The sequence below is a fragment of the Coralliovum pocilloporae genome (genome assembly GCF_030845175.1).
Taxonomy (GTDB): Bacteria; Pseudomonadota; Alphaproteobacteria; order Rhizobiales; family Cohaesibacteraceae; genus Coralliovum; species Coralliovum pocilloporae.
Map to the genome: position 1 here is coordinate 418454 of NZ_CP132542.1, position 23874 is coordinate 442327.

Below are 23874 nucleotides of genomic sequence, written 5' to 3' on the forward strand. Positions count from 1 at the left end.
CGGCACAATCAGCCCTGTACCAAAGCCCCCATGCGAGCGAACGAGGTCAATACCCAATGGCAAAAATCAAAGTGGCCAACCCTGTTGTGGAGCTTGACGGCGACGAGATGACCCGGATCATCTGGCAGTTCATCAAGGACAAGCTCATCCATCCCTATCTCGATATTGATCTGAAATATTACGACCTCGGTATTGAAAGCCGCGACGCAACCGATGACCAGATCACCATTGATGCAGCACATGCAATCAAGGAACATGGCGTCGGCGTCAAATGCGCGACCATCACTCCGGATGAAGCCCGCGTTGAGGAATTTGGCCTCAAGAAGATGTGGCGCTCACCGAACGGTACCATCCGTAACATTCTTGGTGGTGTGATCTTCCGCGAGCCGATTATCTGTGAAAACGTTCCACGTCTGGTACCGGGTTGGACCCAGCCGATCATCGTTGGCCGTCATGCCTTCGGCGACCAGTACCGTGCGACTGATTTCAAATTCCCCGGCGCTGGTACCCTGACCATCAAATTCACCGGCGAAGATGGCGAGACTATCGAACATGAAGTCTTCCAGGCTCCGGGCTCCGGTGTTGCCATGGCCATGTATAACCTTGACGAATCCATTCGTGATTTCGCCCGCGCATCCATGAACTACGCTCTGCAGCGCAAGGTTCCCTGCTATCTGTCCACCAAGAACACCATCCTGAAAGCCTATGACGGCCGTTTCAAGGATGTGTTCCAGGAAGTCTATGAAGCCGAGTTCCAGGAAAGATTTGAAGCCGCTAAGATCTGGTACGAGCACCGTCTGATCGACGACATGGTCGCCTCTGCCCTGAAATGGTCCGGTGGTTATGTCTGGGCCTGTAAGAACTATGACGGTGACGTTCAGTCCGACACCGTTGCCCAGGGCTTTGGCTCCCTTGGTCTGATGACCTCGGTTCTGATGACACCGGACGGCAACACGGTTGAAGCCGAAGCCGCCCACGGCACAGTGACCCGTCACTATCGCCTGCATCAGGAAGGCAAAGAAACCTCCACCAACTCCATCGCCTCGATCTTCGCTTGGACACGTGGCCTCAACCATCGCGCCAAGCTGGACGACAATGCAGAGCTGGCCCGCTTCGCCGCGACGCTTGAAAAAGTCTGCGTTGATACCGTTGAAGACGGTCACATGACCAAGGATCTGGCCTTGCTGGTCGGCCCGGACCAGCCTTGGCTGTCCACCACAGGTTTCCTCGACAAGATCGACGAAAACCTGCAGAAAGCCATGGGCTGACCGCATTACACAGCGGATAAAATCAGGAAAACCGACGGCGCAGTTTTACTGCGCCGTTTTGTTTTTCCCATCTGCCATCATCAGTTCATCAAGGGTCATATCACCATCTTCAATGGCCTTGAAAACACGCTGACGATGCTCAGCAACAGATCTGATCCGCTGTCCGACTTCCTTCTTCTCATCCATCAGGTGATGAAGATCTTCAGAATCAAGAACAAGAAGCTGACTGTCACGCAAGGCCCGCACTGTTGCGGAGCGCGCAGTGCGCCTGAGAACGGCCACTTCGCCAAAGAATGCCCCCTCTTCAAGCGCCACCGTCTGATTGGCCAGTTCAATCTGAACCTCACCAGCCGCAACAAAATACATGCTGTGGGCAGGGTCGCCCCGTTTCACGATAACATCACCGCTGCGGACATTCCGGGCCTGAAGCAACTGCATGATTTCAGAGATTTCAGAAGCAGACAGATCACCAAATAGCGGCACACGCGCCACCATGGTCCAGGTCACAACAAAATCGCGCCGATGGATTTCTCGGGCAAAGGCCGTTGCTACAAGACCAATGGGCAAAGCAAACATGGCAAGACCGAAGATCATCACAACCCCGCCAACAATCTTGCCTGCCATGGTCACCGGCACAATATCGCCATAGCCAACGGTCGTCAGTGTCGCGAGGGCCCACCACATGGCTGCAGGAATGGAGGAAAAGACCTCCGGCTGAGCCTTGTGTTCCACCAGATAAATCAGCGTCGACGCAGTGAGAACCAGCCCGATCATAACGATCAGACAGGCATGCAGGGCATGCCGCTCGCTGCGTATTGCATTGGCGATTGACTGAAGGCCCGGCGAATAACGGGTGAGCTTGAGGAATCGCACCAGCCGGAAGAGACGCAAAACACGCAAGTCGAGGCCAGGAAATAGAACAGAGATATAAAAGGGCGCAATCGCCAGAAGATCAATTATCGCAAACGGCTGAAGCAGATAGGACAGACGGGCACGCCAGGGTCCGCGATCTCTGTGATGCCGGTGAAGATCCGAGACCCAGAACCGCGCCAGAAATTCCATCGTGAAAATCAGGATTGAGCCGACTTCAAACCAGAAGAACCAGGCCTGAAACCGGGCCTCGAAACGCGGCACAGTTTCAAGAATGATCGCCAGAACATTCAGGACGATCAGAATAACAAGACCACGGTTCAGCCAGAGCGACGCCTGATCATCTGCCGCATTACGCTCAAGCAGATCGAACACGCGCCGTCTGATGCTATCTCCGCTCATGCCCCGCCTTGCTTATCCTATGCGACTGCCTCAACTGCTACTGCAATCGCCTCAATAGCATCAGTTGCCTTTGCCCCATCCGGGCCGCCTGCCTGAGCCATATCCGGACGGCCGCCGCCACCCTTGCCGCCAAGGGCTGCAGCACCTGCCCGAACCAGATCAACAGCACTGAACCGCTCTGTCAGGTCGGAGGTTACCCCGACCACCAGACCAGCCTTGCCGTCATCTGTTACACCAACAATGACCACGATGCCGGATTCAACGCTGGCCTTACCGTCGTCAACAAGACCACGGAGATCTTTCGGCTGAATACCCTCAACGGACCGGGCCAGAAGTTTTGTGCCATTGATGTCCCTGATCGGATTATCGCCTGCACCGGCCCCGGAACCGCCGCCCAGAGCAAGCTGCTTCTTGGCCTCGGCAAGTTGGCGCTCAAGCTTGCGCCGCTCATCAACCAGCACAGCAACGCGGTCTGCGGCGTCTGCCAGGCTGACTTTCAGCACGTCGGCAACCGCCTTCAGTCGACGGTCCTGCTCTTCGAAATACTGCCGGGCTGCGTCGCCGGTCAGAGCTTCCACACGCCGGACACCGGCTGCAACAGCACCCTCGGACACAACGGTCACAAGGCCGATATCACCAGTCCGCTGCACATGTGTGCCGCCACACAGTTCGAGTGAGTAGGTTTTGCCCGCCTTCTCGCCTCGCAGGGCCGTCCCCATGGAAACAACACGAACCTCTTCACCATACTTCTCACCGAAGAGTGCCATAGCACCGGCTTCAATCGCATCATCAACGGCCATCAAGCGGGTTTCAACCGCACCGTTCTGCAAGATTATTTCATTGGCGATCTGCTCGACTTCCTCCAGTTCACCAGAAGCGATCGGCTTTGGATGGGAGAAGTCAAACCGCAAACGTTCAGGAGACACCAGCGACCCTTTCTGAGCCACATGATCACCCAGAACTTCCCGAAGAGCTTCATGAAGAAGATGGGTTGCGGAATGGTTGGCACGCAAAGACGACCGCAGACCATGGTTCACTTCCATTTCAAGTGATGTCCCGATCTCCAGGGTACCTTCTGAAACCTCGGTCAGATGAACGAAAACACCATCAGCCTTCTTGAGCGTGTCGGTAATAACAAGGCGCACGCCTTCACCGACCATCACGCCCTTGTCGCCGACCTGACCACCGGACTCTCCATAGAAAGGCGTCTGGTTGACGATGACAGCGCAGCTCTCGCCAGCTGCCACGGTTTCAACCGATGCACCATCTTTCACAAGAGCCGTAATCACACCTTCAGCGCGTTCCGTATCATAGCCGAGGAACTCGGTCGCCCCCACCTTGTCGGCAATCTCGAACCAGATGGTCTCTGTGGCCGCTTCACCGGATCCTGACCAGTTGGCGCGCGCTTCCGCCCGTTGCCGTTCCATGGCGACACCAAAGGCGTCTGTGTCCACTGCAATGCCGCGCGGGCGCAGGGCATCCTGGGTCAGGTCAAGCGGGAAGCCGTAGGTGTCATAAAGCTTGAAGGCCGTATCACCATCCAGCGTGTCACCCTCCTGCATGGCTTCAGTCGCCGTATCAAGCAGGCTCAGACCACGATCAAGGGTTTTCTTGAACCTGTTTTCCTCAAGCGCCAGCGTCTCCGTAATCAGAGCTTCGGCGCGCTGCAGTTCAGGGAAAGCCTGTCCCATTTCGCGCACAAGAACCGGGACCAGACGACACAGAAGCGGATCAGATGTACCCAACAGATGTGCCTGACGCATGGCGCGGCGCATGATCCGGCGCAGCACGTATCCCCGCCCTTCATTGGATGGCAAGACGCCATCTGCAATCAGGAAGCTGGATGACCGCAGGTGGTCCGCAATGACACGATGGCCGGCCAGCGCGTCACCCTCGGCAGCAACATTGGTCGCTTCCTCTGACGCCCGGATAATGGTCTGGAACAGATCGGTGTCATAATTGTTGTGTTTGCCCTGAAGCACCGCAGCGATACGCTCAAGACCCATTCCAGTGTCGATTGAAGGTCTTGGCAGATTGACCCGCTCTTCCAGTGTCAGCTGCTCATACTGCATGAAGACGAGGTTCCAGATCTCCACGAAACGGTCGCCATCCTCTTCAGGGCTGCCCGGAGGACCGCCCCAGATATGATCTCCGTGATCATAGAAGATTTCAGAACATGGACCACAGGGGCCCGTATCGCCCATGGCCCAGAAATTGTCTGATGTGGGAATACGGATAATCCGGTCTTCACTGAGACCCGCAATCGATTTCCAGAGACCGAACGCCTCATCATCTTCAGAATAGACCGTCACCAGAAGCTTGTCTTTCGGCAGACCATATTCACGGGTCACCAGGTTCCAGGCCAGCTCGATCGCCACATCCTTGAAGTAGTCGCCGAAGGAGAAGTTCCCCAGCATCTCAAAGAAAGTATGATGACGCGCGGTATAACCGACATTATCCAGATCGTTGTGCTTGCCCCCGGCCCGAACGCATTTCTGTGATGTCACAGCACGGGAATATGGACGCTGCTCAAGGCCCGTAAAAACGTTCTTGAACTGCACCATACCGGCATTGGTGAACATCAAAGTCGGATCATTACGGGGAACCAGCGGGCTGGATGACACCACCTCGTGACCGTTCTTGGCAAAATAGTCGAGGAAAGTGGAACGGATCTCTTTGACGCCTGACATGCGGGATATGATCTCTCGGTCTTACAGGATGCGCAAAGGCACGGGCCAGCGCATCGGCATTAGGTCTGGTTTGCCATCGGTTTTAGCGATGAGAAGGTCCAGTGTCCACACTCTCGATTAAGCCCAAGCAGAAAAGACAACAGGCGACCACATGGCCGCCTGCAAAGTCGTGTCTGATGCACAGGAGTACTGGCTTTATTCGTCGTCGCCATCATCTTCAAGGCCCGGACCCTCTTCAAGGATCTTTTCAGCGATAAGACCCGCATTCTGACGGATAGCCAGTTCAATCTTACCCGCTACATCCGGGTTCTCCCGAAGGAAGGTCTTGGAATTTTCCCGCCCCTGCCCCAGACGCTGACTGTCATAGGAGAACCAGGCACCGGATTTCTCGACAATCCCAGCCTTCACACCAAGATCAAGAAGTTCGCCGGTCTTCGACACCCCTTCTCCATACATGATGTCAAATTCCACCTGCTTGAACGGAGGAGCAACCTTGTTCTTGACCACCTTCACTCGGGTCTGGTTGCCAATCACCTCATCCCGATCCTTGATCGCGCCAATACGGCGGATATCAAGACGGACAGATGCATAGAACTTCAGCGCATTACCACCTGTTGTGGTTTCAGGGCTGCCGAACATCACGCCGATTTTCATACGGATCTGGTTGATGAAGATCACCATGCAGTTCGATCGGCTGATCGAGCCGGTCAACTTACGCATGGCCTGGCTCATCAGGCGTGCCTGAAGGCCTGGCTGATTATCACCCATCTCCCCTTCAAGCTCTGCCCGGGGCGTCAGGGCCGCAACAGAATCCACCACCAGAACATCAACAGCGCCGGAACGCACCAGCGTATCAGCAATCTCAAGCGCCTGCTCACCCGTGTCCGGCTGTGAGATCAGCAGCTCATCCAGATCAACTCCAAGCTTTCGGGCATAGATCGGGTCAAGCGCGTGCTCGGCGTCCACAAAGGCGCAGATGCCACCGGTCTTCTGCGCTTCGGCAACCGTGTGCAATGCAAGGGTGGTTTTACCGGATGATTCCGGACCATAGATCTCGACGATACGCCCTTTTGGCAGACCACCGATCCCCAGAGCAATATCAAGACCGATAGAGCCCGTGGAAATGGCCTCAATATCCATGGTCTGCTTCTGGCCCAACCGCATGATGGACCCCTTGCCAAAGGCCCGATCAATCTGACTTAAAGCCGCATCAAGCGCCTTCTGCTTATCCATACCATTCCCCTCGACGAGCCGAAGCGTATTCTGAGACATATCGCACCTCTATTTCACAGGGCATCGAACCTTTCAATTGAAACTATTTGTACCACTTTTGTTCTCTTTTGAAAAGAGGGTATTAAGATACTGATATAAAATGAAATTTCTATACATGTTCTATTTTTGTCTCACGCAGGTTGCAGAATTGATGAGCCAGATACACGGGCACGGTATGATAACGTTGATTCGCTTATCTGAACCTGATTGGGGGAGCATATGACACGCATCATCTGCATTGGTGGCGCACATCTTGATCAGATTGGCAGAACGCATGGCAAGGCAAAACTCCATACGTCCAACCCCGGCACCATGACCGTCCATGCAGGGGGTGTCGCGCGGAATGTGGCGAGCCTGCTTGTCCGTTCGGGTCATGCTATCGGCCTGCTCTCCGTGATTGGTGATGATCAGGACGGACAAACCCTGCTGTCCAGATGCCGGTCCGACGGTCTGTCAACAGAACTGCTGCATCAGGTTCCTGGCAGAGAGACAGCCCGGTATCTGGCCATTGAGGATGAAGCCGGAGATCTGGTGACAGCCATTGCCGCCATGGACATCTATTCCGCTCTGTCTGCAGACCTGATTTCAACGCATGCGGACATCATCCAGCAGGCGTCGTTGGTGTTTGCCGATACGAACTGCTCGGCAGACGCGCTCGACTGGCTCGCCTCTCTTGCACCACGTCCGTTCCTCGCAGTCGATGCGGTCTCAATTGCAAAAGCCAGGCGGTTAGAGAACAGCCTGACCGCCTTCGACCTTGTCTTTTGCAATCGGTCCGAAGCTCTGTCCCTGTTGTCTTGTGACGCCACCAGTACAGAAGAGCTGGCCAGTCAGATACAGGCGATCGGCTGCAAACGGGCCCTGATCACCGATGGTCCAAACCCAATTGCCTGTCTGGAGGGTGACACAATCGAGATGATACCCGTAACCGCAATCGCCCAGGTATCGGCAACAGGTGCGGGAGATGCGCTGATAGCCGGGGTTTTGAGCGGCCATGTGAATGGGCAGTCCCTTGCGAACAGCGTCCGGTCCGCCCTCTCAACTGCCAGACTTGCCTTGCAACAGCTAGGCAGTTTAACTACCGATCACATCTCATCCTGAAACCAAACCGGACAGCCGCGCCATGAGTGAAACACCCTTCAGAATAATCGAAAGTCAGGCTGTCCAGCAGGCCAAGGCACAAAAGCAGCCTATAGTGGCTCTGGAAAGCACCATTATCACCCATGGCATGCCCTACCCGCAGAATCTGGAAACCGCCCGAGAGGTCGAGCAGACAGTACGCGACAATGGCGCAATCCCGGCAACCATTGCTGTTCTGGACGGTCACCTTCATATCGGCCTTGAAGACGACGAACTTGAGCGACTGGCCCAGGCTAGAAAAGCAATGAAGCTCTCGCGGGCCGATCTGGCCTATGCAGTCGCCCTGAAGAAAACCGGATCAACCACAGTCGCAGCCACCATGATGGCCGCACATCAGGCAGGTATCGAGGTTTTCGCCACCGGCGGCATTGGCGGCGTTCACAGAGGGGCCGAAGAAAGCTTCGATATTTCCGCGGATCTGGATGAGTTCACCAAAACACCGGTCATTGTCGTCTCAGCAGGCGCAAAAGCTCTGCTTGATCTGCCCAAGACTCTTGAGGTTCTCGAGACCAGGGGCATACCGGTCATTTCTTATGGGACAGACAGTTTTCCAGCCTTCTGGTCAGCCAGTTCTCCCCTTCCCGCACCGCTCCGCTGCGACAGTCCTGAGGAGATCAGTGCGTTTCATGAAACCCGCAGGATACTCAATGCCGGCGAAGGCATGCTGGTGGCAAACCCTATCCCTGCGGATCACGAGATTCCCAGAGAAGAGATGGAGAACCATATCGCTGTCGCTCTCGGAAATGCCGAAGACGCAGGGATATCGGGCAAAGGTGTGACCCCTTACCTTCTACAGCGCATCTATGAACTGACAGAAGGCAGAAGCCTCGTTGCCAATATCGCGCTTGTGAAGAACAACGCAAAGCTCGCAGCAGAGATCGCTGCCAGACTAACCCGGGTCCACAACACATAAATGCCGACAGTCAGGCTGTTATCCTGCATTCGTCTCTGACAGAACTTCCTTCACCTTGGTCGCCAATTGCTTGAGCGAGAACGGTTTCGGCAGGAAATGGAATGTCTCATTCTCAGGCAGATTGCGCCGGAAGGCATCCTCCGCATAGCCTGACACAAAAATCACCTGCAGATCAGGGCGTTGCTTGCGCAGCTCGCCCAGAAGGGTCGGGCCATCCATTTCAGGCATGACCACATCTGAGACAACCAGATCGATCTGACCATCGGTCTCTTCCATGATCTCGAGCGCTTCTGTTCCCGTGCCCGCTTCATGAACCTTGTAACCACGAGAGGAAAGCGCACGGGCACCAAAGGCGCGGACAGCTTCTTCATCTTCCACCAGCAGAATGGTGGCATTGCCTGTCAGATCTGCCACCTGCGGCGGAGCCTCTGACAACTCCACAGGAGCTTTCTCGTCAGCCTTCTTCTCTTCCACATGGCGCGGCAGCAGAATACGGAAGGTCGTCCCTTCACCGACCGTACTAAGCGCGAAGATATAACCACCGGTCTGCTTCACGATGCCATAGACTGTGGACAGCCCAAGCCCGGTTCCCTTGCCAACATCCTTGGTGGAAAAGAACGGTTCGAAAATCTTGTTGAGAATGTCAGGTTCAATCCCGGTTCCGGTATCCTCCACCTCAATCATGGTGAAGTCCTGATCACTTTCCACCACTTCCTTGTGGCCAAGCGCAGAAACATCCTCTGCCGTGAGATTACTTGTCCGGATACGGACGCTACCGCCATCAGGCATGGCATCCCGGGCATTGACAGCCAGGTTAATCACCACCTGCTCAAGCTGGTTCAGGTCAGCCTTAATCGGCCAGACATCCCGTCCATGGGAAACATCCAGCTCAACCTTCTCTCCCAGAAGCCTGTCGAGCAGAATGGACAGGTCCGCCATCACATCCGGTAGAGCAAGCACCTGCGGGCGCAATGTCTGCCGTCTGGAGAACGCCAGAAGCTGCCGCACAAGTCCCGCCGCCCGGTTGGCGTTCTGCTTGATGTTCATAATGTCCTGGAAGGCTGCATCCGTTGGCCGGTGATTGGCCAGCAGCAGATCCGAGAACCCGATGATCGCTGTCAGAACATTGTTGAAGTCATGGGCAACGCCACCGGCCAGCTGCCCCACCGCCTGCATTTTCTGGCTCTGGGCAAACTGACTTTCCAGAGCCCTCTGCTCGGTGACGTCAAGGGCATAGACAATAACAGCTTCCCGCCCGTCATCCGTATCAGCATCTTCAACCGGATTGACAAAGAAACGGACGCTCTGGTCATCACCACCTTCAAAGGCCGCATCCACCGGGCTGACCGGACTTGATCCGGACAAAGCCGCCTCAATAGCAGCAGACAGGGCATCCCTGTCGCGCTCTGCAATACAGTCCACAATGGGAACACTGGCGCTGTTCTCACCTGTCTTGACCTTGTCGCCAAACAGCTTGAGGAATGGTGCATTCGATGAACAGATCACCCCGTTGCGATCCAGTCCGGCAATAGCAATCGGTGTGTTGTTGAAGAAACGGGCAAAACGCACTTCAGCCACGCGCAGGCTTTCAGAAACATCTTCACCGGGGCTGCGGTTCAGAACAAACGAGCGGGTGCTCATCGTCGCCCCTTCAGGAGAGGCCGCAACCCGGTGCAACACGCGGACCGGCAGGCTTTGACCATTTCGTTTCAGCAAATCGAGGTCAACGGTTTCCGTCCTTACGGACCCGGGCGCAGCCGAGATAGATGACAGAAGTGCAATCCCGTCACCGCTCACCAGATCGCTCATGGACAGAGATCCCGGCTCAAACTGGGCCAGATCATACCCAAGCCAGTCAGAAAGCGTTGCATTCACATAGATAACACTGCCATCGGCCTCTGTTGCCAGAAAGCCGGCCGGCGCGTGATCCAGATAATCAATGGCCAGCTGCAGTTCCTGAAAAATGTTTTCCTGCCGCTCACGGTCACGGGTGATATCGGCCACCTGCCACACCGTGTGGTTCTTCCTGCCATCTTCAAATGCCAGTGGCCTGACACGAATGCGATACCACCGTGCTCCGGTTCCATCGCCATTGACCGCACCGGGCAGTCTGATCTCCTCAAGTGCCCGCCGATCATTCTCGGCGGCCTGAGCAAGGCGATAAAGCGACTCGGCCGCATCAGTAAACCCGGCAAACACGCGTTCCACCGAGCGGACCGCTTGTGATTCGGAAAGGCCGGTAAGCTCGGCATAGGCTGCATTAGCATAGATGATATGACCATCAGGCGCGGTCACCAGAACCCCTTCGACCGAACTGTCGAGAAAGGCCTTAGACAGACTGTCATCCTGCTCCTTGGCCCCAAAACGCAAGAGACCGATCGACAATGCAAAAATACAGAGGATACCGAGCGCAGCCAAAATCCCCATAAAAATCAGGACGTAGAGATCTGATGTCTGGTTCTGGAGAAACACGATGGCAAGGATCGATACGATGACAACGACCAATGCAGGGATCAACCACTTCATCTTGAGTGAGCGCCCAGAATGTTCAACAACCGGCTTGGGATGTTCGATAAATTCCTGGTTGTCGGACATGCCTGACAATCCCCCGTCCTTTCAAACGCCGCCCCTACGGCATTATCTTACACTTCACCCGTCATTGGGTTGGTTTAACGCAGGTTGAGGTTCTTCAAAACCTTTTTTACCTGCGGGCAGAACTTTCATGCCTGTCCGTTCAGGACGCGGCCCATCCCCGCCTCTTTTTCAACCGCATAACGTAACTGATAACTTCAGCGACAGCCCTGTAATGTTCCTCAGGAATCGGCTCTTCCACGTCCACCGTGGCATGCAGGGCACGCGCCAGCGGCGGGTTCTCGATAATCGGAACTTCGGCTTCGCGACCCACCTGACGAATTTTCAGCGCCATCGTATCAACTCCTTTGGCCACACAGACCGGCGCAGGCATGCCAGCTTCATATTTCAGCGCCACAGCATAATGCGTCGGGTTGGTCACGATGACAGAAGCATCCGGCACGGCAGCCATCATGCGGTTCCGGCTGCGTTCCTGACGAAGCTGTCTGATGCGGGCCTTGATCGCCGGATCCCCTTCGGTGTCTTTGTATTCGTCTTTCAGTTCCTTGAGGGACATTTTCTGCTTCTCAAACCACTGATGACGCTGCCAGAGAAAATCCGCTATCGCGACCACAGCAAGAATCGCAATCACGCCGCCAATCAGCTTGAGTGCCTCAAACTGGATGAAGCCCATCAACGCTGCCAGATCCATTGTGATCAGGCCTTCAAGGCGTTCCCGTTCCGGCCACATCAGAACGACCATGACAGCAGCCACGATGCCGATCTTTGCCAGCCCTTTGACGAAATTCATCAGGCTGTCTTTGGAAAACAGACGTTTAAAGCCAGCCAGCGGGGAAACTTTATTGAACTTGGGCTTGACCTTTTCAATGGTCAGGACCGGCTTGTGCTGCACCACATTGCCCGCGACAGACAGGAGCGCAAGCAGCGTCAAAGGCAGGAGGATCACACCAAACAGGTTCGCCCCGACATTATCGATCAGGGACAGGAGGCCACCCTGATCAATCGGGAACTGATGCGCATGTTCCAGGAAGCCCCGCATGGATACAGCCATACCGGAACTCATGCTGGAGCCGAAAATCATCAGAGCCAGAGCAATGCCAAAAACACTGAACCAGGTCGTTACCTCCTGGCTTTTCGGAACATCGCCCTTCTTGTGAGCCTCCTCAAGCTTTCGTTGGGAGGGGTCCTCAGTTTTCTCCGACTGGTCGGTCTCGTCAGCCATAAGGCCTCATCTCCAAAACGCACAATCGAGCCTGTCTCGTCAGACCAGAAAGCGCCCGAACATCTCTTTCACATATTCGAGGTACCACATCATCATGCCTGCAAGCAGGAAGATGAAGAGCATCAAGCCGAAGCCGATATTGGCAGGCATTGCCACAAAGAAGATCTGTGCCTGTGGCATCAGCTTCTGCAACAGGCCAACACCGAGATAAAACAGCAGACCGAAAACAATAAACGGAGCTGATATCTGGGTACCAATACGGAAGGATTCAGAAATCGCCTGGATTGCCATCATCAGCAGATCTCCGCTTGGCAGACCCTGCCCTGGCGGGAACAGCATGAAGGAATCATGGAAGCCCGCAATCAACAGGTGGTGCAGGTCGACCTTGAAAATCATCACGATAGCCAGAAGGGTCATGAATCCATCAAGCACAGTGCCCTGAATACCAAGCGTGGCGTTGAAGCTCTGGGCAAAGCTGATTCCAATCTGGAATGCGATAATTGTGCCTGCCAACTGTACCGCGGCCAGAACAAGCCGGATGGACAATCCGATAAACAGACCAATCACAACCTCACCAACAAGAATCGGCAGAATACCGACCACCGACGATGGAAAGGCCGTGTAATAGGGTCCAACAAGAGGATACAAAACCAGCACGGTGACAATTGCAAAAGCCAGGCGAATGTTAATCGAAACGGTCTGCTCGCCCACTCCGGGCATCAACATCACCATTGTACCGACCCGCGCAAAGATCAGCATAAAGACAAAGGCAATCTGGGGCAGAACCGAAAAGGTCATTCTGGTCCCTACCCTGAGATAATGCGTTCCATGATACGAGTCATAAACCCGCCCATGGTTTGTCCCATGAAGGGAAGCGACAACATCAATATGAAGAAAACAGCAAGAATCTTGGGAACAAAGACAAGCGTCATTTCCTGGATTTGCGTCAGAGCCTGGAAGAGGGCAATCACCACGCCGACAACCAGACCAACGATCAGTACAGGCCCCCCGACTTTAATAACGGTCCAGATCGCGTCTCGCGACACATCAATGACTTCGGCGCCTTCCATCGGTTTTGCTCCCGGCCAGAGGCACCCTGCAGCCTCATTCCCTACTAGATCGGCATCCGCATAACGGTCTCATAAGCAGAGATCATCCGATCCCGCATCGATACCATTGATTCAAGCGCAACCTCGGTCTCAGCCACTGCAGTCACAACATCAACCACATTGGCTTTTCCCTGAAGCATGTCAGCCGCCTTCTGGTCAGATACCTTACCCGATTCGATGACACTGCCTGCGGCTTCTTTGATAATCTGCCCGAAATCCATACCGCCTGTAGCGGCAGAAGAAAGTCCCTGGCTTGTTTCCGTCGGGTTAGAGAGCTGACTGATAGCTGAATAAGCATTAGCGGCGGACAATGGGCTGGTCATGGCTGGGTCTCTTCAGTGATCTTGTGGAAATATGACTGTGAGGTTCAGGCGCGAAGGATTTCAATGGTTCGGCTCAACATCCGCCGCGTTGCGGAGATGACGTTGAGGTTAGCCTGATAACTCCGCTGGGCCTCCTGCATGTCCACGGTCTCAATCAGCGAGTTGACGTTGGGAAGCTTGACATATCCATTTGCGTCTGCGGCCGGATGACCTGGCTCGAACCGACTGCGGAACTCGGACTTATCTTCATCAATACGACCCAGCTGAACAGTCTGCGCCTGCAGTTCCCGGTCGAATTTTGATTCAAATGTCGGGATCTTACGCCGGTAAGGATCCGCATCCGGTGTCGACGCGGTCGATGAGGAATTGGCGAGGTTTTCGGCAATAACGCGCATGCGACCGCCCTGGGCCTTAAGCCCTGACGCCGCAATGGCCATGGATTTCATAAAGTCCATATCATTCACCCTTGAGTTATCCAGCCACATTGGAGGCAGGCCGGATCATGAATTCGCTATCGGCGCGTAACAGCCGTTTTCAACATTTTCAGCCCGCGCTCATACAAAGAGGCAGCGGCCTGGAAATCCATCTGGTTGGCGGTGACTTTCATCATCTCTTCTTCAAGAACCACACGGTTGCCTTCCGGCGTAATCTCGAAGGTCCCGGTTTTCTGCGACTTGAACGCCCCCGTCCCACCAAGACCTGCAACCTTGATATGCTGCCTGTCTGTAACTGCCGTTGAAAAGCCGGACGGTGCGGCCTCTGCCATAACCTTGGAAAAGTCGAGAGCCTTCAGGTCACGGGCGCGGTAACCAGGCGTATCGGCATTAGCAACGTTTTCGGAAAGAACACGCTGGCGGCTCTGGTGCCATTGCATCTTTGCCTTCATCTTGGCAAAAAACGGCATGTCTGTGAGTGCCATAAGCCCCTCCGGAAGAAATCACTGCTTCAAAGCCCCGGCCACTGAACCGTCGCAATCCGCGTCACTTAGGGAAAATTTTGCCTACAACTTGGTTAACAAAAGATTAATACGGCACGACAACCATGTTTGGACATTTTGTCTTTTTATAGTATTTTCATGGAGTTATGATGTTTTTCAACTTTTTAACGGTTCATTAATTCGGCAAATTCTGCCGAACCTGTTAAATAGTTTGAAGAAAATTGCTCGAATCGTCATTTTCAGAACCTGAAAATGACTTTCGGTACCGCATTTATGAATCAGGAGTCACGAGTATGCGGGAAGCACTGGCAAATCTGTTTGGCGAAGAAGGCGGCCTTGCGGCTTATGTTCTGATCGCCCTGATCCTTGTCGTTCTGGCCATTCTGTTGTTCGGTTGGGTCTTGCGCCGAATTAAAGGCATCAAGGTTACAGGCCACACACGGAACAGGCAGCCTCGCCTGGCTGTGATGGACAGCGCTCCGGTAGATGGGCGCCGTCGCCTGATTCTCATTCGCAGAGACAATGTGGAACATCTGGTAATGGTCGGCGGCCCTACCGATATTGTGGTCGAACCAGGGATTATCAGAGGTGCACCGGCAGCCATGCGGCCACCACGGCAGCAACAGGCTCCGATGGCTCATCCATCCCAGATGCAGCCCCCTCCAATGCAGGCCCCTCAAACGCCGCCGGTGCAAACACCTCCGACAACTGCGGCACCTGTGCCACCTGCTCAGCCCGCACGGTCACCTGGCGCATCAGCACAAGCCGCTTCGGCTGCCTTGTCGGGCATGACAGCAGCCAACCAGACAACCAGTCAGGCGGCCAATCCGACAGAACGTCGGGAACAGGATCCTTCCGCTCCCAAGCAATCAGGTTCTCCTGCGATTGCGACAGATCCGCTGGCAGCCTCTGCGGTCAGGACTGATCCCCGGGTTCAGACAACGCCACCACAGGCAGCTCCATCCGTGGTGTCCCCTGCGGCCGCACCGCGATCTGGTACGCAGCCGTCAACAGCACCGTCAGCGACCAGTCCGTCTGCGCAACGCGCATCACAACCGGTAACAGAAGCATCCAGAAGAGTTGCGGCAGCGGCAAAACCTGCAGCAACCAAAACACTCGATGACACTAAGACGGAAGCCAAACCGGCTTCAGCTCCCGTCGCGGCCCCGACGCCGACCCCAACATCGACAAAGTCAACTGCTCAGGCCTCTTCTCAGGCGCCTAAACCTGTCAGCCAGACACTTGACCCTGCACCAGCGCCGGCCATGCCGGAACCGGAAGCAAAGACAGCAAGACGTCCAATCTTTGGTGCTGGCCTGCAAACAGAACGCCGAACATCAGAGCAGAAGACAACAGAGCAACCCGATCAGAACAGCAAGGCAAAAGACAAGGGTGCACCGGAAGTCAAGTCAGATGGAGACGCAAAGAAAGGGAACCAGCCTCCCAAAGCTGCAGCTTCTGGCAAGCCGGAAGAGGCAAAGGCACCTGCTCCACAAGAACAGACACAAGGCGTAGCCAAAGAGACTGCTTCAAAAGCGGAAACCAGCGCAAAGGCAGAGAAAGACGCTCAGAAACCCAAGTCCCCTGCCCAAGAGGCGAAGAAGACGGTTTCCGAGGAAAAAACAGACAATTCAAAAGCGCCTGACCCGGCTCCAAAAGTAGCGGGCGCAAAGACACCGGCTGCCGAGGACAAGCAGACCGACACACCTTCCAGTGAGCCCGACAACCGCCAGAAAAACAAGGCGGAACCTGCTGCAGCAACGTCAGGAAAGGCACCAGCGAAGAGCAAGCCATCCGCTGACGCCTCGTCCAAGACAAAGGACGCCCCGGAACCCGCTGCTGAAGCCGGACAACAGGAAGAAGACGAAGGTATTATCTCCGCTGAATCCGTTGCACGGATGGAAGAAGATCTGGCTAATCTGCTGAATGTGGTTGCAAACCGCGACCCGGCTCTGGATCAAGGCAATAAAGCACCATCTGTACGTCCGGAAGGGCAACCGAAGCAGGACGCTGCTGAAGCCAGCGCTGACGATAATAAAGGCGGTTCATCCGAGACCGGTGCACAGAAGAAAAAGACCGATCCCATTGAAGACGAAATGGCCAAGCTTCTTGGCGAACTGAGTGCGAGTATCAAATCCTGAACTGGTCACACCGGGCTCTCATAGGAGAGCCCGGCACGGAACCCGAAGAGGCTTCGAATATATGACTGCTCGCATGCTGCTCCTCGGGTCTGCATTCCTGACAGGATTGCTGTTACTGGTCCCGATTGCCTCTGCCCAGGACATCACCATAGGCCTTGGAGACGAAGCAACGGTCACAGAACGTGCCGTTCAGCTCATCGCACTGGTCACAGTCCTCAGTCTGGCACCATCCATCCTCGTTATGGTCACCAGCTTCACCCGTATTGTTGTTGTACTGTCACTGTTACGATCGGCTATCGGCCTGCAGTCTGCGCCACCCAATACGGTGATGATCAGTCTGGCACTGTTTCTGACGGCCTTCATCATGGAACCCGTTCTGTCCAAGGCCTATGAGGATGGTGTTCAGCCGCTCATCAACAATGAGATCGAGCTATCTGAAGCGTTTGAGCGCGCAACGGTTCCCGTCCATGAGTTCATGCGCAAACACGTTCGGGAAAAGGATCTGGGCCTCTTTATGGATCTGGCAAAAGTTGATCCACCGGAAACCCCGGAGGCCATCCCTTTGCGTGTTCTGGTCCCGTCTTTCATGATCAGTGAATTGAGGCGGGCCTTTGAAATCGGCTTCCTGCTCTATCTGCCCTTTGTGATTATCGATCTGGTGATCGCGTCAATCCTCATGTCCATGGGTATGATGATGCTGCCGCCTGTGGTGATCTCGCTCCCCTTCAAGCTGATCTTCTTCGTGCTTGTGGATGGCTGGCATCTGCTTGCGGGGTCACTGGTGCAGAGTTTCGGTTAAAGCGTGTTACGCTAAAACGGAAACGCATACGGTTACGATTCAACCGGCTGTTCGGGCGCATTCTCGTCATCGCCTGCAGCCCTGCTTCCCCTGTTTGCACCATAGAGATGCCGATAATCCTTGAGGAAAGTCTCAAGCGTGTCGACGGATGCAACCTGACTGGCAATCGCCCGGAAATCAAAGCCCTGGCTGTTGATGGGTTGCGTCACTGATTCAAACGCGGTCGCCTGTGTGGTTTCAGCCATTTTAGGCTGATATTTGGACCGAATGCGCCCAAGCCCCACTTCATCACCGGCCAGAGAGTAACCGATCGCCATACGGAGCAGATCACGCTGTTCATCAGTTTCCAGAGGAGCCGGATCAGACCAGCGATTGGCATACATGCTCTCAAGTTGCTCCGCAGCATCCTGCCAACGCTCCGCACCCCAGTAAGTATCAGCCCGCAACCGGTCCGCCTCAGGGCCTGTCATCGGCTTCAGCAGTTCAAGTGCCAGATCTGCACGCTTCATGTCCAGAAGCGCGCGGGCTTCAACAATGGTCCGTTGACGTTTCAGCGCTGGTGGCACCTGAGATTGCTTGGTGCGACGCAAAACGTTCAGTGCCAGATGCGGTTTCTTGTCCATCAGGTAAATGACACCAAGATCCGCTGCAATCTGGGCGCGGGCCGCACCCTTCAAACGGTTCTCAACCTGATGAGAGAGGAGCTGAGCAGCCTGATCGAGCAGTTCGATCTCAACCAGCCGGTCTGCAAGCCGGCGTACCATTTCATCTCCACGCCGGCCGATCGGCGTCAGTTCACGGAAATCATAGTAGAGACTGAGAGCTTTTACGGCTGGAAGCTTGTCAGCCTTGCCTTCCAGAAACAGGGATGCAAAGACCCCGTTCATTTCGTTCTGCAGCAATTGCGTGGTCTGGGCATCAGCGTCAGCAAAGACCGCGGACTTCATAGCTTCAAAAGCCTGCCTGTAATCGCCCTGCTCTGCCTGAAGGCGAGCCAGCATCCGCAATGCAAACAACTCGGTCTCGTCACCCCGCCACCGCGTCGTGAGCTGTGCAAGCTCTTCAATTGCATCTTTTCTTTCAATCATTCCTTCACGGAACCGGATGCGGGTCAGTTCATAGGAAGCCTGCTCGGAAATCGGCAAATAACGGGATGTCTTGGCCTGTTCATAGGCGGCAATCGCTTCCTTGGGCTTGCCCCCGGCATCAGCAAACTGTCCACGAAGAAGATCGTAGCGGGCCAGCATAGCCTCATTAAGATAGCGTGGTTCAATCTGCGACATGTAACGACGGGCACTGCCGAAATCATTCACGTCAATAGAACCGGCAACCGCTGCCAGAAGGAAACGGGATCGGATATCCTCAGGATAGGAATTCAGAATGGCATAGCCGCGGTGAATACTGTTCCGAACCAGCTGCCAGTCCCGCAACTGGTCAGCAGCGAGGGTCCGCCAGACGGCAGCATCCGGGTTTTTGCGAAGCTGGCTGTCATTCAAGAGACGCAAGGCTTCTGTCGGCCGATTGGCAAGAACCAGCGCAGCGCCCTCAATCGTGTTGAAACCGGCATCCTGCTCAAAACGCGGGTTATCCTGCCGCATGATGCGGAACAGTCCAAGAGCTTCCACACCACGCTGGTTGGCAATCAGAAACCGCGCTTGCTGCAGACGCCATCCGGTCCGTTCTTCTTCATCAGCGGCGGCAATTCTTGACTGCAAATGGGCCAGTGCAGACGAATAAAGGTCAGGCCGCGCAACCTGCCATTCAGAAAAATCGAGGAATCCAGGGCGATCAAACGCCTTACGGCCAGACTTTTTTCCACCAGAAGACCGCCCTCCAACGGCAGAAATATTCAAACCCTGTTTCCGGGTGAGGATCAGCTGGTCATCTTCGAAATAGGCACGCAAGTCATCCACATGGGGGACGACGGCAATACCATGGCCGGAAATCAGTGATTCAAGCTCCACAAATCTGTGCGGTCTGATCAGGCCACGCGCTGGCCCCAAAGCCGTGGTCGCAATAATGGCATCCAGGCCATCCACATCATCAATCCGGTGGATCTTGCTATGACCGGTCAGCTTTGCCTTCAACATGGCGCGACCATCTGCCAGCACACCGCGTGACAGTTTAAGCGGCTTGGTCGGCTCCAGGATCATATCACCAATGGTCACCAGCCATCCGGTTCCATCCGCTGCAATGGTCGCAAGCTGGGGGCTGTCCAGCGCCACACGGACGACTACGCTGCCACCAGACTGAACAACACTTAAATCACGCAGGCTCTCGCTCAGCGCATCACGCATCGCAGCCAGATCAAGCGTCCGCTCCGTGTCAAAGATCATCCATACCGCATTGCCGCGACGGAAAAGAGCAGATGGCGTAGGTTCAGCAAACGGCAGGCTGACGCGCACCGCTGCACCAATGCGGCTGACCTGAGCACGAATGGTGTCATTCAAAGTGGAATCATCCAGCGTCGGCGTCTGTTCAGGATTTCCACGACCAACCGTCTCATCCGCAACAACCGGACGCTCTGGCGCAGGCTCTGGAGTCTCCTGCGTCTCGACCTCTTCCGGTTTCTCCTTGGGCGTAACCAGTGCATTCAGATCATCAAGAGATAATTCACGCACATTGGTTGAGCGTACCAGGTCAGACACCGGATCAGATGTCTGGTCATCTTCATCACGACGCCCTGGCGCAGTCACTTCTTCCTTGGAACCGCCTTCGGTCGACGCTCCAGCCTTCTTCATGGCATCGCCAGCGAGCTTGGCAGCCGTTTCCTTCTTGTTGCGAGCGCTTTTGCCAGACACATCGACAACATAGGTATTGTCTTCGCGGAATGCCCGAATATCAGCCGTGGGCTCAATACCCATCACAACCTTCAGCTTGCCCTCATCGCTGATTGCGTCAATGCCGGTCACAAGCCCTGGCAGATCCGATCGAACCTCGCTCAAGTCGATCTCAATATCATGGTCAAAGGAGATTGTGACAAAGTCGTCTTCACGAATGAAAGACGTTCCAAACGGCACATTCCAGGCAAAAACGAAACGTGTGAAGGTCGGATGGCGTCCAACACGCAACTCGACCTGCGCCAAAACCTGGCGACCGGCTCTGCGGCGTTTCTCTGCTTCCGCAGCTTTCAGAGCCGCTTCAGCCCGACGGGCAAGATCCCGGACAACATCTTCCGGCAAAGCTGGTGGCAAGCCATCCCAGTTCCGCGGCAGAAAATCGATAAACAGCTTCTCGCCCGCTTCCATGGTGTTGACGCGGACGCCGCCCAGAAGCGCCAACCGAAACCCTGTGCCTGTAGGATCAGCCCGGGCAATCGAGACATAGTCAGCAAGTTCTTCGACAACATTTTCCAGAGACAGGTCAGCAGGCGAGCTGAACGTCACCACCAGGATATTGTTCTGGGCTTTAACGCTATGCTCCGGCAGGAGAGACAGACCATCAAAGGTCAGCACCATGCGCCCATATCCCTTTTCATTGGATACATCAACCTGGACAGCCTGACGGGCATGAGCTGTTTCAAGACCCGTAGAGAGAAGAAACGCAGCACTCAGACACAGCAGCATAAAGGCAAAAACAGCACGTTGCCGACACAGATCTCCGTATCGCCATGCTGTCACCTGCATCTTGTCAACCAGTTGCGTCACGTGCCTGCTCAACTGTCTCCCCAAAAAATCAGCCGGACGATCATATCCCGCCCGGCTTAACACGCACTTACCAGGGTCAAGGGTGTGCCCCTAAACTGACCATCATTAACCGGCTGTGTCCTGACCGATTTTCGGCAACTCTGCCAGTGGTTCAGCAGACGGGGTCTTCTCCTGCCCGCGCCGTGCAATTTCAATCGTCAGAGCCTGAGCGACCTCTGGTGCCATTTTCCCGAGAATTGCTGCCATTTTGGCCGGTTTCATGTGCCGAACCACATCAACCAGAATTCCAATATCAAGCTTGTCGAAGATACGGGCTGCACTGGCCGGTTTCATCTTCTCATACATGGCAATCAGGGTTTTGACGTCAGCAATCCGCTGTTCTTCTTCCTTCTTCAGTGCGACCCCGATCCGCGTCTCAAGCTTCTTCAGCTCTGCAATCCGCTTCTCAATACGTTTTTCAGCTGCTTTCAGAAGAGATTCGCGAAGCTCCAGCTCCTTCTCGCGCTTCTCTATCGTTGCCCGAGCATTTTTCAGTCGATTGACGATGGAAGTCTCAGAGCGAGAGACCTTTGTCGGCGTGACATCCCGCCCCTCATCAAGGCTGACAGGTTTTTTGGTCTCAGCCGTCTCCTGTCCATCACCTTCAGCTTTGGGGGCTTCCCCCTCTTTGGGAGCTTCAGCCGTATTCTCTTTCTCGGTTGCAGGTGTTTCCGCATCCTGAGCCGTTGCAAGGGTCGATCCCAGAAGAACGTAACCACCGCTCGTCATGAGACCGATGCTCTTCAGCGCTGCCAGGACCGCAATGGACAGCACCACAAGAGGAAGAAGACGGATCTGCTTCACGCTGCTACTCCATTGGTTTCGCGAATAGACCGCAGACGGCTTGTGGACTGCTCCGCAGCCTTCAAAAGCATATGCGGGGTCATCGGGATGGCCTCGGCGGGTGCCTGCGCAACAGGGTTTCTCGCAACCGGAGCTGCAACAGGCTGGGCCTGCATGGTCTGTTGCGGACGGCTCGGCAAGGATGAGACGGGCTCAGTGCGCGGCGGCATCGGTGCCTGTGCAGCTCTGGTAATCTGGGCCAGGCGATTGACCACAGCATCACCACCTTCGATCTGCTGTTTCAGCGTGACACAGAGGGTCGATGCCTCTTCAAGGCGCGTCGACAAGGTCTGATCACAATCATTGGCCGTTGATTTGAGACCCAGAATGGCCCGCTCGGCAATTTCCGTGGCCGTAATCAACTCACCAATCGTCGCCCGCATCGCTTCCTCATCGGCACGGAGGCGTTTCAGACGGGAATTCAACACGATACAGTACACAATGGTCAGGATGAGGAGTACCGCAACCAGACTTTCAATAATCAACCCCAACGGCATCATGACCCCGCAACCTCCATCGTTGGCTGAGCAGCTTGCTCAAATGCTTCATATGTTACTTTCGGCTTCTTCAACGGCCGATTGATCCGAACGGAAACCTGCTCGCCGAAACGTCCCATCGTCCCTTCGGTCAGCAGAACGTCTCCACACTTGATCCCCACCGGATCCTGCGGCGACACATCAAAAAGCAGAGTATTGCCGACTTCAAGTTCCAGAACTTCAGAAAGCGGGATGTGGCGTTCGAACAGAACAGCATCTACATCCATATCCGAGTGAAAAATTTCCGTCGCCAGGTGCCCTTCCCAGATCGGGTCACGACCGAACTTCTCCCCCATGAACATCTGAAGCAGAAGCTCACGGATCGGCTCAATAGTCGCATATGGCAGAAGCAGCTCGATCTTGCCGCCGCGATCTTCCATATCAATCCGGAGCTGAACCAGAATAGCCGCGTTGGCAGGCCGTGAAATGGCAGCAAAGCGCGGGTTCGTCTCAAGACGGTCCAGACTGAAATGCACCGGCGTCAATGGCGCAAAGGCGCGCTCGGCGTCAGTCAGGATGATCTCGATCATCCGGCGCACAAGGTTGGTTTCAATCGTCGTGTAAAGGCGACCTTCAACACGAATAGCCGCAGTTCCCCGACCACCGCCAAGCAGCACATCAATAATGGAGTAGATCAGGTTCGAATCGACCGTAACAAGACCGAAATTGTCCCACTCCTCTGCTTTGAAAACAGACAGAATCGCTGGAAGCGGAATGGAGTTGAGATAGTCCCCGAAACGAACCGATGAAATCGAATCGAGTGATACCTCAACGTTGTCAGACGTGAAGTTTCTAAGACTTGTCGTGGTCTCACGCACAAGACGGTCAAAGACGATCTCGAGCATCGGCAGACGCTCGTAGGAGACCATGGCGGAATCGATAAGAGCTCTGATGCCGCTCTGCTCACCGGCAAGGCTGTCATCAACGTTGAAGCCGAGGAGGTTATCTATCTCTTCCTGATTGAGAACACGGTCAGCCCCTCGACCACCGTCATCATCATCGCCACCGGCATCGTCGATCATCGCGGCCCATTGGGCCGCCATCTCATCAGCATCACCCGCGCCCTGCTCTTCCAGAGCAGCGCCCCATTCCGCCGCGAGATCCCCGCCTTCAAATTCCTCTTCGCTCATC

The 23874-nt window shown here is 55.0% G+C and carries 19 protein-coding genes; 5 read left to right on the forward strand and 14 right to left on the reverse strand.

Annotated features, from left to right (window positions below; genetic code table 11):
* Nucleotides 1–56 precede the first annotated feature (56 nt).
* Complete coding sequence (locus tag RA157_RS02065) at nt 57–1268, forward strand: NADP-dependent isocitrate dehydrogenase (protein WP_350334824.1); 1212 nt, start codon at nt 57–59, stop codon at nt 1266–1268.
* Nucleotides 1269–1313: 45 nt separating this feature from the next.
* Here the strand turns inward: RA157_RS02065 and RA157_RS02070 are convergent, their stop codons facing one another.
* The 3 genes from RA157_RS02070 to recA all read right to left on the reverse strand — a co-directional run bounded on the left by RA157_RS02070 (nt 1314) and on the right by recA (nt 6502).
* A complete protein-coding gene (locus RA157_RS02070) occupies nt 1314–2540 on the reverse strand; it encodes a cyclic nucleotide-gated ion channel (protein ID WP_350334825.1) in 1227 nt (408 codons plus the stop codon).
* A 17-nt stretch (nt 2541–2557) separates the two neighbouring features.
* Nucleotides 2558–5230: an alanine--tRNA ligase gene (gene alaS / locus RA157_RS02075; RefSeq protein ID WP_350334826.1), complete on the reverse strand. Its 2673-nt coding sequence runs from the start codon at nt 5228–5230 to the stop codon at nt 2558–2560.
* Nucleotides 5231–5425: 195 nt separating this feature from the next.
* A complete protein-coding gene (gene recA / locus RA157_RS02080; RefSeq protein WP_350334827.1) occupies nt 5426–6502 on the reverse strand; it encodes a recombinase RecA in 1077 nt (358 codons plus the stop codon).
* Between the two features lie 219 nt (nt 6503–6721).
* On the opposite strand from recA, the gene RA157_RS02085 reads away from it, so the two are divergent.
* Entirely contained in the window at nt 6722–7603 is an 882-nt protein-coding gene (locus tag RA157_RS02085) for a carbohydrate kinase family protein (RefSeq protein WP_350334828.1), read from the forward strand.
* Nucleotides 7604–7625: 22 nt separating this feature from the next.
* Nucleotides 7626–8555 carry a pseudouridine-5'-phosphate glycosidase gene (locus tag RA157_RS02090; protein ID WP_350334829.1) on the forward strand — a complete coding sequence of 310 codons (930 nt, stop codon included), beginning with the start codon at nt 7626–7628 and terminating at the stop codon, nt 8553–8555.
* 18 nt (nt 8556–8573) lie between these two features.
* Here the strand turns inward: RA157_RS02090 and cckA are convergent, their stop codons facing one another.
* The 7 genes from cckA to flgB all read right to left on the reverse strand — a co-directional run bounded on the left by cckA (nt 8574) and on the right by flgB (nt 14720).
* Entirely contained in the window at nt 8574–11150 is a 2577-nt protein-coding gene (gene cckA, locus RA157_RS02095) for a cell cycle histidine kinase CckA (RefSeq protein ID WP_350334830.1), read from the reverse strand.
* A 139-nt stretch (nt 11151–11289) separates the two neighbouring features.
* Nucleotides 11290–12369, reverse strand: coding sequence for a flagellar biosynthesis protein FlhB (gene flhB, locus RA157_RS02100; protein ID WP_350334831.1), 1080 nt, complete (start codon nt 12367–12369; stop codon nt 11290–11292).
* A gap of 39 nt (nt 12370–12408) precedes the next feature.
* Nucleotides 12409–13167 carry a flagellar biosynthetic protein FliR gene (gene fliR, locus RA157_RS02105; protein WP_350334832.1) on the reverse strand — a complete coding sequence of 253 codons (759 nt, stop codon included), beginning with the start codon at nt 13165–13167 and terminating at the stop codon, nt 12409–12411.
* Nucleotides 13168–13175: 8 nt separating this feature from the next.
* Nucleotides 13176–13439, reverse strand: a complete 264-nt coding sequence (fliQ, locus tag RA157_RS02110) for a flagellar biosynthesis protein FliQ (RefSeq protein WP_350334833.1) — start codon at nt 13437–13439, stop codon at nt 13176–13178.
* 44 nt (nt 13440–13483) lie between these two features.
* A complete protein-coding gene (fliE, locus tag RA157_RS02115) occupies nt 13484–13801 on the reverse strand; it encodes a flagellar hook-basal body complex protein FliE (protein ID WP_350334834.1) in 318 nt (105 codons plus the stop codon).
* Nucleotides 13802–13845: 44 nt separating this feature from the next.
* A complete protein-coding gene (gene flgC / locus RA157_RS02120) occupies nt 13846–14256 on the reverse strand; it encodes a flagellar basal body rod protein FlgC (protein WP_350334835.1) in 411 nt (136 codons plus the stop codon).
* Nucleotides 14257–14312: 56 nt separating this feature from the next.
* Entirely contained in the window at nt 14313–14720 is a 408-nt protein-coding gene (flgB, locus tag RA157_RS02125; protein WP_350334836.1) for a flagellar basal body rod protein FlgB, read from the reverse strand.
* A gap of 311 nt (nt 14721–15031) precedes the next feature.
* On the opposite strand from flgB, the gene RA157_RS02130 reads away from it, so the two are divergent.
* Together RA157_RS02130 and fliP are read left to right on the forward strand one after the other, a co-directional pair.
* Nucleotides 15032–16879 (forward strand): hypothetical protein, encoded by a 1848-nt coding sequence (locus tag RA157_RS02130; protein WP_350334837.1) that lies wholly within the window; start codon nt 15032–15034, stop codon nt 16877–16879.
* 61 nt (nt 16880–16940) lie between these two features.
* Nucleotides 16941–17678, forward strand: coding sequence for a flagellar type III secretion system pore protein FliP (gene fliP / locus RA157_RS02135; protein WP_434058460.1), 738 nt, complete (start codon nt 16941–16943; stop codon nt 17676–17678).
* A gap of 32 nt (nt 17679–17710) precedes the next feature.
* Here the strand turns inward: fliP and RA157_RS02140 are convergent, their stop codons facing one another.
* The 4 genes from RA157_RS02140 to fliM all read right to left on the reverse strand — a co-directional run bounded on the left by RA157_RS02140 (nt 17711) and on the right by fliM (nt 23873).
* Nucleotides 17711–21325, reverse strand: coding sequence for a hypothetical protein (locus RA157_RS02140; RefSeq protein WP_350334838.1), 3615 nt, complete (start codon nt 21323–21325; stop codon nt 17711–17713).
* Nucleotides 21326–21430: 105 nt separating this feature from the next.
* On the reverse strand, nt 21431–22168 hold the full coding sequence (locus tag RA157_RS02145; protein WP_350334839.1) for a MotE family protein: 738 nt from the start codon (nt 22166–22168) through the stop codon (nt 21431–21433).
* The gene (locus tag RA157_RS02150; protein WP_434058515.1) at nt 22165–22704 is read right to left on the reverse strand and encodes a DUF6468 domain-containing protein; all 540 of its coding nucleotides are present in this window, start codon (nt 22702–22704) and stop codon (nt 22165–22167) included. Before RA157_RS02150 ends, RA157_RS02145 begins: the two co-directional genes overlap by 4 nt.
* On the reverse strand, nt 22704–23873 hold the full coding sequence (fliM, locus tag RA157_RS02155; RefSeq protein ID WP_350334841.1) for a flagellar motor switch protein FliM: 1170 nt from the start codon (nt 23871–23873) through the stop codon (nt 22704–22706). Before fliM ends, RA157_RS02150 begins: the two co-directional genes overlap by 1 nt.
* Nucleotide 23874: the final 1 nt, after the last annotated feature.